Origin of the sequence: Alkaliphilus peptidifermentans DSM 18978, assembly GCF_900101495.1 — a bacterium.
GTDB lineage: Bacteria > Bacillota > Clostridia > Peptostreptococcales > Natronincolaceae > Alkaliphilus_C > Alkaliphilus_C peptidifermentans.
The window spans coordinates 73969-86969 of sequence record NZ_FMUS01000008.1 but is presented as its reverse complement, the minus strand read 5'-3'; the positions used below and the strand labels follow the sequence as shown (position 1 = coordinate 86969).

The following is a 13001-nucleotide window of genomic DNA, read 5'->3' as shown; positions in this document are numbered from 1 at the left end:
GGTTGAAACGAAACAGAAAAATTACCTTTGGCCAGATCATTCTTATGTTGATTTTAGGAGCAATAACACTTACAATGATTGTCCCTCTCCTTAATATCCTGGCACGCTCCCTGTCCAGCCCAGAAGCATCAGTTAAAATGAGCGGGCTTGAGATTATTCCAAAGGATTTTAGTTTAATTAACTATCGTATTGTATTCAATCATCCAGCACTTATGTCTGCCTTTAGAAACTCTATCTTTGTCACAGTAGTAGGTACTGCAATCAATATAATACTCACCACCTCTGCAGCATATGTGCTTACAAGACCTAAATTGATGTTTAAAAAGGCTATAATGGTGTTTCTCATTTTTATGATGCTCTTTGAACCAGGTCTAGTACCAGAGTATTTGGTTGTACAAAAACTTGGGCTAATGGGGAGTAAATGGTCAGTTATACTGGTTACAGCAGTTAATGTTTACTATCTCATTATTATGATGCGTTATTTTGAGGATATTCCAGCCTCTGTTTTCGAGGCGGCTGAACTTGATGGCGCAAGCCATATGCGTATACTCTTTTCAATAGTGTTTCCTTTGGCAAAGTCAGGTATAGCAACAATAACTATGTTCTATGCAGTACTGCGGTGGAATGAATTTTTTAAAGCGAGCATTTACCTTGTCAAGGCTAAGGACACTTTATTTCAGGTGATTTTGAGGCAGTTTGTTGTATTGGGAGACACTACTTCAATTGTAGGACAGCAGAACCTTTTTAATTATAATGATCTAGCCCGAATAGATTATGCAGCCCTTAAGGGTGCCACCATTATTGTGGCAATTATACCGATTCTATTACTTTATCCAATTGTTCTTAGATATTATGCAAAGGATGTTATGGGTGGAGGAGTAAAAGAATAAATAGATACAAAATAAAGTAGAAGAAAAATAAGGAGGATTTTTAAATGAAAAGGTTAATCAGCTTGACCCTAGTATTACTAATAAGTATTACATTATTTGCAGGCTGTGGTTCTAAGGAGGAAACTCCAACAGTGGCAACACCTGATGACACAGCCTTGGTAGATACATCAAATATTGGTACTGTGGATAATCCAGTGAAGGTTACTTACCTCTGCAAGGATGTTGTGCCCACTGAAGAAAACGTTCAAAAGCTGGTGGAAGAAATCGAAGCAGGAATGGCTGCTGAAGGTAATTACATAAAGCTAGAAATTTTAGAGGCTCCAGCAGGTAAATATGCTGATGTAGTTCCTATAGCCTTTAGAACTGGTCAGGTTTCACCTGATATCATATACTTTCAAGGGGGAGATCTTCCCATCGCACAGGAGGGTATGCTTGAAGATCTTACACCTTACATCAATAATTCAACCAATGTAAAAGCAATTATGCAAAGTCATAACAGAGAATCAATTAAAAACTATCCCTATTTGTTGTGGTTAGCTCCAGCTAGAGTGCAAATTCCTGTTATGAGAAGCGACTGGTTTAACTCGCTGGAAAGTAAAGAGCTGCTGGTAAATCCAACCCCCGACAACTATTATGCAATGTTTAAAGAAATGAAGGATAAGGGACTTAGTGAATACCCAATTACCACTGATGGAACCATCGCCAAGCTAGACAGCGTGTTTAACCATGCATTTGGTGTAACTAGTACTATAATGAAGGTGGATGGAAAATACGTTTACTCTAAGGCTACAGAGTTCGAGAAGAATAAGCTGGAATATTATGCAAGGTTATATAAAGAAGGTCTATTAGATAAAGAATACATCACAAAACAATGGGATACAATGGAACAAGCATTTTATGAGGGTAAATCAGGTTTTGTTTCTGGTACTGCAGGAGATGTAGTCAATGTATACAATAATAAAATGATTCAAACAAATGGACAAACAGCTGAACTTATAGTTCTTCCCCCTGCTAAAGGATTGTCCCAAGCCTATCAGTCTATAGATGTCACTAAAGAGTCTAGAGGCTTTGCAATTAATGCAGATTCCAAAGTTAAGGAAGCAGCTTGGGCAGTGCTGGAATATATGGCAGGAGAAGAGGGTAGAAGGCTTGATAAATTAGGCTTAAAGGACATACATTATACCGAAATCGATGGAAAAATTACATTAACCGAAAGATTTCCTGAGTGGTGGGCACGCTTCTGGCCAACATTGGTAGGGCTGGACATCTCCAACATCACAGGTGAAATTCTTACTGATCCTGCAGTTGCATCCCTTGATAATGCAGCAAAATACTACTATAGTGATGTTAATGTGGTTCTACCCAACGAGCTACTTCCTTTAAAAGATGCTATGGATAAACTTTATATAGAGTACTCAACCGACATTATAAGAGGGACTAGGAGCATTGACAGCTTTGATGAATTCGTAGCAAAATGGAATGCTGCAGGTGGTGATGAAATCAGCACCTATTTAGCAGAAGTACTTAAATAGCATATTGATGGAACCTCGCCCTGTAATAGATTTACAGGGCGACACACTACTAAGAAACAAATAATTATGTGAGGTGCGATATGATTCAATACAACTATTTAGAAAAAACCTATGCAGGTTTTCTTGGAATGAACATAGGAATACGGTTGGGGGCACCGGTTGAGCCCACTGCATGGACCAGTGAGCGCATTCAGCGGTTCTATGGCAATATTACTGGATATGTGAAGGACTTTAAGAACTTTGCTGCTGATGATGATGTGAACGGGCCGGTGTTTTTTCTTCGTGCATTGTATGATGATGCAAAGGATCGACAGCTGACTCCGCAGGATGTAGCAAATGCATGGCTTAATTACACTAGAGAAGGCGTTGGTATGTTTTGGTGGGGAGGCTATGGTGTCAGTACTGAACACACCGCCTACCTTAATCTTAAGACAGGTATTCCTGCTCCAAAATCTGGCTCAGCAGCAACTAATGGAATTATAATGGCTGAACAGATTGGTGGACAAATTTTTATCGACACCTGGGGACTTGTGTTTCCTGGCAATATAGAAAGAGCTGCAGAATATGCATCGATAGCAGCCAGTGTATCACATGATGGTAATGGTATATATGGTGCAGCCTTTATTGCAGCATGTATAGCAGCTGCATATAACACTGCAGATGTAGATGAACTGATAGACGCAGGACTTTCACAGATTCCAACAGATTGTACCTACGCAAAAGTAGTAAATGCCGTACGTCAGTTTCACAAAGAAAATCCTGAAGATTTTCGACTTTGTCTTCAATACTTACAGGACAACTGGGGATATGACAAATATCAAGGGATATGCCATATAATACCAAATGCAGGGGTATGTGTACTTGCAATGCTATACGGAAAAGATTTTAACCGAAGCGTAGAGATTACAACAATGTGTGGCTGGGACACCGACTGTAATGCAGGAAATGTAGGTACCATTATGGGTGTAGCCTGTGGACTTGAGGCCATAGCACCCCATTATCGTAATCCAATAAACGATAGTGTTGTACTTTCGGGTATTTCCGGTTATCTAAATATTTTGGATATACCCACCTATGTTAAGGAAATTGCTCTACTAGGCTATAGGCTGGCGGGTGAATCAGCACCAGAGTATTTAGTAAAAAGTGTGAAGACGGGTGAGATTTGTTTTGATTTTGATTTACCAGGCTCCACCCACAATTTAAGACTTTCCAATAATATAGGCTGCTCATTAAGGCATTCTACAGAGCATGCATACAGCGGCAGCGGTTCGGCAGAAATACTTTTTGACCGTATGTCCAGAGGACAGAAGTGCAAAATTTATTATAAGCCCTTTTATCGGCGAGAAGATTTTGATGATGAAAGATATATGCCGGTATTTTCTCCAACAGCCTACCCTGGTCAAAGGGTTTCCATGATGGTTTATGTTGATCGCTACAGTGGTGAGAGTATTATTTTAAACCCCTATGTCCGTAACACCTACACCAAGGAGGATATTTTACTGGAGGGTATTGTTATCAAAGATGCAGGATGGAAGAACATAACCTTTACAATTCCACAATTAGATGGTGCAATGGTGGATGAAGTTGGATTATTATTTGAGGCTAATTCTCCTGAAAAAAACAGAGATTTTGGTTGTTTATATATTGATGATTTCTCTATAACCGGTAAGGCCAGTTATACAATAGATATTACGAAACAGAAGAAAGAATTTGCTTCTATTACTCCATTTTCCCATAATCACGGGGCGTGGGAGATAGCTCATGGGGTTATGGAGGCAATGTGTCTTCAGCATGCAGAGGCCATGACAGGAAATTATTTTATGACGGACGTAAGAATTTTAGGGAGAATCACCCCACATACGGGAAAGAGTCATCTAATTTCAGCCAGAGTACAGGGTGCATTGAGGGGCTATTACGCAGGATTCATAGATAAGAGTGTGGCAATATTTTGTAATAATAATGGAATGAGAATATTGGCCACCTGTTCCTTCCATTGGGAATATGATAGGGAATACTCGGTGGAATTGACAGTGAAGGGTGAATTGCTGACATTTTCTGTAGATGGTAAGCAGCTGTTGCAAGTGTATGACAACACACATGCCTATGGAATGGCAGGCTACGCTATGTATGAGATTGGAAGAAGTAGCTTCGGAAATCTAACTATAGAAGAGTTATAATAAAAGGAGGAAAGATATGATTACAACAGCTGATTTAAGAGCTAATAAAGACCTTGCTAGGGAGAAGGCGGTTGGATGCATCTGTGGCCTTGCTATTGGTGATTCACTAGGTGATGCCGCCAGAACGCAAAGCAATCGTGAAAATTATGGGTTTACCACCGACTTAAACAGTGGTGCATCCTGGAGCACTGATGATACAGAGTTTGCATTATTAACAGCAAAGATAATTATAGGCTGTAGAGGTAAGCTGACAACTGAGGATGTTGTTAAGGGATGGTTTGAAGATGTTGTGGTACAGGATGAGTTTAAGCGTGGTGGGGCTAGTGAAGTTTCCGCTGCCATTAACCTGCGACGTGGAATTAGACCACCAGAGTCCGGTAAATTCAGTACTTTCCATATGAGTGATGGTTCAGCAATGCGTATTGCACCTGTTGGCATTATCTGTGCAGGTGACCCTGAGGCTGCTGCAACAATGGCAGAAATAGATGCTTCCATAAGCCATTATGGAGACGGTGTCTGGGGAGCACAGGCTGTTGCTGCAGCTGTTTCCATTGCTATGGTAAATGGCACTATGGAGGAAATAATTGATGCTGCTATGAAGGTTATTCCTAAAGATTCATGGCTGTATGCATCAATGAATACAGCCTTTGATATTGTAGAGAAGGCAAACGGCTCTATAATCGATGTATGGATGCCCCTGCATGATGCTCTCCGTACAAGCGCATGGGCAACTACTGCAGAAGCTATTCCAGCTGCCTTCGCCTGCTTAAAGATGGCCCACAGTGATTTTAAAAAGGGAGCTATTTTAGCTGGTAACTTTGCACGTGATGCAGATACTATAGGTGCAGTTGCTGGAGCTATATTAGGTGCAAAATATGGTGTAAAGGAAATTCCTGCCCACTGGGTAGAGAAGACACGTTTTCCTTCGGGTACATGTCTAACCTTTACTAAAGGCGTTGATTTGATAAAGATTGGTGAGGAGCTTGCTGATTTGATTTAAGACTAATACATGAAAATAATACAAGGCTGAGGTGAATTTAATGAAAATATTAAATTTTGGTTCACTGAATGTAGATTATATATATGAAGTAGAGAATTTTGTTTTGCCAGGAGAGACTATTTCCTCAAATAATCTTGTAATTACAACTGGAGGAAAAGGATTAAATCAATCTATAGCTTTGGCTAAAGCAGGAGCAACGCCATTTCACGCAGGGGCTATTGGTAGTGCTAACGAAGATATGTTTATAGGTTTACTTAATATGGTTGGAGTAAATATAGATCATATAGAAAAACTGCCAGGACCTAGCGGGCATGCTATAATACAGGTGGATAAAAATGGACAGAATTGCATTGTGCTTTATGGTGGAGCAAATCAACAGATAAATAACAAGTTTGTTGACGGAGTATTGAATAGCTTTAGCAGTGGAGATATTATATTATTACAAAATGAGATTTCTTCTGTGGAATATATTATGGAGAAGGCATACAAAAAAGGAATGAAGATATACTTCAATCCTTCGCCTGCTAATCAAAAGCTATATGAATATCCCTTGCATTATGTTGATGTACTTATATTAAATGAAGTCGAAGGAGAGCAATTAACGGGAGGAAGAAATGCTGACAATATTACTGAAATTTTATTAAAAAGGTATCCCGAAATGAAAATTGTACTGACCTTGGGAGAAGGCGGAGTTACATATGCTGATAAGGATCGGCGTGAAAACCATGGAATTTTCGATACAGTTGTAGTAGATACAACTGCTGCAGGGGATACATTTACTGGATATTTTATAGCTTCGGCTGTTAAAGGAATAGATATAAGAGAATCACTAAAATATTCTTCTGCTGCTGCAGCAATAGCTGTATCGAGATTAGGGGCCGCATGCTCAATACCTACACTTCAAGAGGTTGAGGAGTTTATTAAGCATCAGATGAATAAAAAGGTCTTAAAGTTAATATAAACTTTCCGAAATATAAACTTTTTATATATTTAAAACTCACAGCCAATAATACTGTGATCCCATATGTAAATAGAAGCCACTTTTTAGAGAAAAGTGGCTTTTGTTTAAAGTCCTTAAATTTAGAAGTAATTCTAATTAAAGAGACTGAATAGAAGAAAGAATTAGTGCTAGCTTGACTTTAAGGTAGTTTTATTATAAAAAATATAATAGAAACCTAATGCCGACATTAAACCTAAATAATAGGCCACTAGAGAATAGAGTATTCCCCATTTTTCAGGGTGATATTCCAAAAACCCCAGCTTTACAGAAAGAAGCTCTATAACTGTTGACAACATAGAAAACATAAAGATAAGAAGGAATTTTCCCCAAGGGCTTCTAGGTAAAAATCTTATGAGTAACAAACCTATTGTAAAAAATGGCCCTATTAAAACAAATAAATCCAGCTCACCTAATTGAACTAAAATATATCGTTGCTGCCAAAATTTTTCATTTATAAAAAAGTGTTCTAAAATTCCACCAATTGTCATGGTCCATAAAGCAACAGGAAGGCCATGAAGGAATTGATTAAAAGAACAAGTAAAATAAATAACTATCCAAGACAGTATTGCTAATATTAGCCATGGAAGGTTGTAGGTATCTAAAAAATCAATAAAATTTTCTAAAATCATATCCTCACTCCTTAATTCATATAGAGTATTTTGGCATAACTAAAGGATTTTATGCAAGCTACTCAATGACTAATAAGATATTTTGAGAGCAAAGGGACTTTTTCACTGGTCCCGAACCGTCCCTTCGATTTCCAAACTACAAGATCGGTTAAAAGCATAGAGTTTTATAATACGTAAATATACAAAGTCCACCAATGTTTATAAACTATAAATATAAGCGAGGGTAGGTTTACACTTTTATAAAACTAATAATTATAGTATAATAGAAGCAATTAAGGAGTCCTTTACATGCTATTAATATTACTTGCTTTAGTATCTACAACCTATATTTTTAAGCTTTTAATATTAACCCTTCAAGGGGGTATCACCTTCGGGTACCACAGGGCTTCTTACCTATGTGGAATTTTAGCCTATCAAAATCTTTTTAATAAGGATATAGTATATTCTGATGCAAGTATAACCATGATGCTAAGTATCTGTATTGTTTCTGCATTGTCTCTTACATCAATATCTAACCATTTAGTAATATCTCTGAATATTATAATTCTATTGTTTCTCCTATTTACTATAATAAAAAATGTATCCTTGAACTCAAAAACCTTACCATTAGTATAATCTAACAAGCCTTTTCAACATCCTTTTAAAGGTTTTACCCTTGTTAAATTATACTTATGGGAGGTTTTTTGTTATGCAAAAAAAGTTAAAGATTAATAATATAATAAAAAATATTAAAAACAAAGAAATTTATAATATTGAGCCCTATAGAAAACTTGCAGAAGAAATAAGTGGAGTAAGCTATAAAATCAAAAGCGATTTGTACTTGAAAAAAACATCGGAAAATTTAAGGGATAAGGCAAAAGCAGGTATTCCTTTAGAAGAATTAATTGTTGAAGCATATGCCCTAGCAAGGGAGGCTTCAAATCGTGTTATAGGAATGAAGCCATATGATGTGCAGATTATTGCAGCAATAGCCCTTCATCAAGGTAGGATAATTGAAATGCAGACGGGAGAAGGAAAAACCCTTTCAGCAGTAATGCCAGCCTATTTAAACGCTCTGACGGGAAAGGGTGTTCATATACTAACCTTTAATGATTATTTGGCAGAAAGAGATGCAAAGTGGATGGGGCCAGTTTATGATTTTTTAGGATTAAGCTGTGGGTATATAAAGGAAAATATGAGTATTGAAGAAAGAAAAGAAGCATATTTAATGGATATAACCTATGTTACTGCAAAGGAAGCAGGCTTTGATTATTTAAGGGATTTCCTTGCCACAGAAGTAGATGAGCTTACCCATAGACCCTTCAACTATGCCATAGTTGATGAAGCAGACTCTATATTGATTGATGAAGCCCGTATTCCCTTGGTTATTGCAGGAAGTGTACCAGAGGATGGCGATAATTATAACTATTTAGCTAAGCTGGTTAAAGGGTTAAGGGTAAATATTGATTATGAAACAGATCAATACAATAATAATATTTCACTAACTGAAAAAGGACAAATGAAGGTTGAAAAGCTAACAGGCTGTGGGAATCTATATGCACCAGAAAATCTACAGCTCCTTACAAAACTAAACTGTGTACTATATGCTGAAAAATTACTTAAGAAAGAAGTAGACTATATAGTACGTAAAGGTAAAATTGAAATTATAGATGAATTAACTGGTAGAGTTGCCGACAAACGACACTGGCCTGATAATCTTCATGGAGCTGTTGAAGCAAAGGAAGGACTTATATCTAAATCTAAAGGGATGATAATGGGCTCCATAGCCTTACAATACTTTCTGCGGTTGTACCCAAGATTGGCAGGAATGACGGGAACAGCAGTAGCAGCAATAAATGAATTTGCTGAGATGTATCGGTTGGAGGTAGCTGTAATACCGACAAATAGGCCTTGTATTCGGAAGGACCATCCAGATTTGGTATTTACACATGAGGAAGCTAAGGAGAGGGCATTAATTTCTGAGATATTAAGGGTAAACTCTACTGGCCAACCAATATTGATTGCAGCCTGCAGTGTAGAAGAATCTGAAAAGTTATCGGAAGCCCTCCATGATAAAGGAATAAAATGTAATGTATTAAACGCAAAAAATGATTTCCATGAAGCTAAAATCATAGCAGAAGCAGGCAGCTATGGGGCTGTTACAGTGTCTACAAATTTGGCAGGTAGAGGTGTAGATATTAAGCTTGGAGGAGAGAAGGAGTCTGACAAGGAAAAAGTTGCTGCAAAAGGGGGATTATATGTAATAGGAACAGGGCGCCATGAGAGTTCTAGAATAGATAATCAATTGAGGGGTAGAGCTGGTAGACAAGGTGATCCTGGAGAAAGTAGATTTTTCATTAGTCTAGAGGATGACTTTATTAAAAAATATGAAATTGATGAGCTGATTTCTGATAAGTATTATCCTCAAAACCAAAATTCTCTTATAGCTGACATAGGCGTTCTAAGAAAACTCGACGGAGGGCAGAGGATTGCAGAGGGCTACAACTCTGATATAAGAAGACAACTGTGGAAATATTCTTATATAATAGAAGAACAAAGAAGAATCATTTGGGAAAAGCGGTATGATATATTAATGGATAGAGTACCACTAACCTTATTGTCAAATAAATGTCCAGAATTATATCTAAATAATGTTGATTTCGTGGGAAGGGATGTTTTGAATAAGGTGGAAAAACAAATCACTCTTTTTCATATTAACAAAAGCTGGGCTGAATATCTAGATTATGTTTCATATATTAGAGAAGGAATACACCTAGTAGTCATAGGAGGGGAAGATCCACTTCATAAGTTCCATGTTGCTACAATTGAAGCCTTTAAAGAAATGATGGATGGTATAGAAGCAGAAATAATTCAGACATTTACTAGGGTTAATATTACAAGTGAAGGTATTGATCTACAACAAGAAGGGTTAAAGGGGCCTTCTTCCACATGGACTTATCTTGTTAGTGATAATCCAGATAAATTTAGTAGACTGCCTTTTCTAATAAAATCAACAAAACACTATGTAAAGGGGACTCTTTTTTCTCTAAGGTCCATCTATGAGGTGCTTCTAAAAAGAATTAAAAAACTGGTTAAAATGCCATAATCATTCTGAATAATTTATAACCCATAAATAGGAAGGATTATATGGAATAATAAAGAAATTAAACATATAGTAATATCTACTGACTAATCAGCTTATTGAAGCAGATACAGACTTAATATATACAATGGGAATTAAGTTAAGAAGTGAAAATAATTCAGTATAAAAAAGGGGGGAAACCATGACAGCAAGAGAAAAGTTATTTGCTTATAATAACATCTACGATCAAGAGGGAAGTAATGACCTATTCTGTGAAGCAATGAAGGAATCCATTCAGCATCATAGTAGCCATTGCCAACTTTACCAAAGGTTTTTAGAAGCTAAAAGGTTTTATGTTGAATGCATTAAGTCAGTTGACGACTGCAAAAAAATACCTGCAATACCTGCACATTTTTTTAAATATCATGAAGTATTAAGTATAAATAAAGATGATATTGAGGTTCATGCCACATCATCGGGTACAGAGGGGCAAAAAAGCCAAATATTTCTAGACTCAGATTCAATAAAGCTAGGTACTAAAATGGCCATTAAGGCAATGAAATATCATGGGCTAATTTCACTTATTCCTACTAATTATCTTATGCTGGGTTATGAACCAAAGGAAGGTAATGAAATGGGAAATACAAAAGTTGCTATGGGAATGACCCGGTTTGCACCTGCAAAGGAAAAGGTATTTGCCTTGAGGGCCATGGGAGATCGTTATGAAGTTGACTACTTTGGCATTATAAATGCACTTAAACGATTTAATAAACAAAAACTACCAGTACGAATAATGGGATTCCCTTCGTATCTATACATGCTTTTAAAAATGATGAAGGATTCGGGTATCAAGCCACTTAGGCTCAATAAAAGATCCTTAGTATTGACAGGTGGTGGATGGAAAAAATTCGATGATATTATGATAGATAAAAAAGAATTGTATCAAATGGTTGAAGAATTCCTTGGTATACCATCAAAAAATTGTCGTGACTTTTATAGTGCTGTTGAACACAGCGTTGCCTATCCTGAATGTGAAAATCACCATATGCATGTGCCCATATGGAGCAGAGTTATTATCAGAGATGTGAAATCCTTAGAGCCACTTGGATTTAATCAGCCTGGATTCTTAAGTTTTATAAGTCCATTAGTATCCTCTATGCCTATATCTTCTATTGTAATGGGTGATATGGCAGTATTAAAAGACGGAAAGGATTGCGGATGTGGAATTGTTACTCCTTATTTCGAAATTATTGGAAGAATGGGAACATCAAAGGCTAGAAGCTGTGCTGTTGCTGCTTCCGAGTATATGAAAGGAGAATAAGATGGAGAATATTTATAGGGGAGAACCTATTTTAAAGGGAGAGTTTATTGAAAAACTTAACCAACTAAAGCAGGACATTGAGAAAGATTTATTGCTTGAGCCATTAATGCCTAATGTAGTAATTGAAGCGGCACATAGATTATCAAAGAAAATCAATCAACAGGAAGTTGTTCAACAGCTTTTGTTATTAGGGGTGCCTAAGTGGGCAGCAGAGGACTATGTTAAAGTAACTATTGATAGCTTAGGTAGAGAGGCCCTTGCAAAAAAAGTGAATATAGAGCTTGGCGAAAATCCTTTTGAGTGGAAAAGGATTAATGAAGGAATAGAGGAGAAGAATCAACCACTTGGAGTGATTATGCATATTGGAGCAGGAAATACACTTGGTCTTTCAGCCTTTAGTGTTATAGAAGGACTTTTAACAGGAAATATAAACATTCTGAAGCTACCAGAAAATGAAGAGGGTATATCCTCAAAGCTACTTATGGGACTAATTGAAATAGAACCTCGTTTAAAACCATATATATATGTACTAGACGTATCCTCAAGAAATAAAGAAGTTATTAGCAAGCTTATTGACGTAGCCAATGGGGTTGCCGTATGGGGCTCTGATGAAGCAATTGGTGCCGTCAGACTACTTGCACCTCCATCATTACCTATAATTGAATGGGGCCATCGATTGAGCTTTGCATATTTTTCAAAGAACGATAATGAGGAAGAAGCTTTAGTTGGATTAGCAAAAGATATTTGCTTAACCGATCAGCTTTATTGTAGCTCTCCACAGTGTGTATTTTATGAAACGGATAATACTGATGAATTAAACGATTTTGCCCATAGACTATCAAAGCATATTGCCAATGTGGCAGAAGAATACCCTTCAGCAGTTAGAGCATTTGATGTACAGGCACAAATTACCTGGACTCATGAACTTATTAAGATGGAAGAACTTTTAGAAAAAAAGAGATTAATTATAGATGAAAAGAAGCAATTTAGCGTTATGATTGATTATAATGCTGAATTAAAGCCAGCCCCTTTATATCGAAATATCTGGGTGATGCCAATAAAACGAGAGGGTTTATTGGGCTTGTTAAGAGTACATAAGGGTCATTTGCAAACGGTGGGATTAAGCTGTAGAAATGAAGACATTAATGAATTATCCGATATTTTTTACGCTGCAGGGATATGTAGAATTACAACCTGTGGGCATATGTCTATACATTATACTGGTGAACCACATGATGGAATATATGCTCTAGGACGTTATATAAGGAAGGTAAATCGGAGATATGGAAGGTAATACATGTAGGGGTGTTTTTTGTCTAAAAAGAGAAATTAAAATAGATTTAATCCAACGGTGTTATGGAGTATAATTATACCAAATAAGCAATATAGGA

At 37.0% G+C, this 13001-nt stretch carries 10 protein-coding genes; 9 read left to right on the top strand and 1 reads right to left on the bottom strand.

Annotated elements, in window-relative coordinates; translation table 11 throughout:
• Positions 1 to 2: 2 nt before the first annotated feature.
• The 5 genes from BLP68_RS07500 to BLP68_RS07480 all read left to right on the top strand — a co-directional run bounded on the left by BLP68_RS07500 (position 3) and on the right by BLP68_RS07480 (position 6560).
• Positions 3 to 890, top strand: coding sequence for a carbohydrate ABC transporter permease (locus tag BLP68_RS07500; protein ID WP_242876933.1), 888 nt, complete (start codon positions 3 to 5; stop codon positions 888 to 890).
• Positions 891 to 934: 44 nt separating this feature from the next.
• Positions 935 to 2422, top strand: coding sequence for an extracellular solute-binding protein (locus tag BLP68_RS07495; RefSeq protein WP_091541918.1), 1488 nt, complete (start codon positions 935 to 937; stop codon positions 2420 to 2422).
• An 80-nt stretch (positions 2423 to 2502) separates the two neighbouring features.
• The gene (locus tag BLP68_RS07490; RefSeq protein ID WP_091541916.1) at positions 2503 to 4599 is read left to right on the top strand and encodes an ADP-ribosylglycohydrolase family protein; all 2097 of its coding nucleotides are present in this window, start codon (positions 2503 to 2505) and stop codon (positions 4597 to 4599) included.
• Positions 4600 to 4615: 16 nt separating this feature from the next.
• A complete protein-coding gene (locus BLP68_RS07485; RefSeq protein WP_091541914.1) occupies positions 4616 to 5599 on the top strand; it encodes an ADP-ribosylglycohydrolase family protein in 984 nt (327 codons plus the stop codon).
• A gap of 40 nt (positions 5600 to 5639) precedes the next feature.
• Complete coding sequence (locus BLP68_RS07480; RefSeq protein WP_091541912.1) at positions 5640 to 6560, top strand: ribokinase; 921 nt, start codon at positions 5640 to 5642, stop codon at positions 6558 to 6560.
• Between the two features lie 167 nt (positions 6561 to 6727).
• Here BLP68_RS07480 and BLP68_RS07475 read toward each other — a convergent pair whose 3' ends face one another.
• On the bottom strand, positions 6728 to 7228 hold the full coding sequence (locus tag BLP68_RS07475; RefSeq protein ID WP_091541909.1) for a hypothetical protein: 501 nt from the start codon (positions 7226 to 7228) through the stop codon (positions 6728 to 6730).
• Positions 7229 to 7516: 288 nt separating this feature from the next.
• Here BLP68_RS07475 and BLP68_RS07470 point away from each other — a divergent pair, with 288 nt between their 5' ends.
• The 4 genes from BLP68_RS07470 (at position 7517) to BLP68_RS07455 (ending at position 12904) form a co-directional block, all read left to right on the top strand.
• Positions 7517 to 7843 (top strand): hypothetical protein, encoded by a 327-nt coding sequence (locus BLP68_RS07470; RefSeq protein ID WP_091541907.1) that lies wholly within the window; start codon positions 7517 to 7519, stop codon positions 7841 to 7843.
• Between the two features lie 73 nt (positions 7844 to 7916).
• Positions 7917 to 10313, top strand: a complete 2397-nt coding sequence (gene secA2, locus BLP68_RS07465; RefSeq protein WP_091541904.1) for an accessory Sec system translocase SecA2 — start codon at positions 7917 to 7919, stop codon at positions 10311 to 10313.
• 178 nt (positions 10314 to 10491) lie between these two features.
• Positions 10492 to 11610 carry a LuxE/PaaK family acyltransferase gene (locus BLP68_RS07460; RefSeq protein ID WP_091541902.1) on the top strand — a complete coding sequence of 373 codons (1119 nt, stop codon included), beginning with the start codon at positions 10492 to 10494 and terminating at the stop codon, positions 11608 to 11610.
• 1 nt (position 11611) lies between these two features.
• Positions 11612 to 12904 (top strand): acyl-CoA reductase, encoded by a 1293-nt coding sequence (locus BLP68_RS07455; RefSeq protein ID WP_091541900.1) that lies wholly within the window; start codon positions 11612 to 11614, stop codon positions 12902 to 12904.
• The last annotated feature ends 97 nt before the right edge of the window (positions 12905 to 13001 follow it).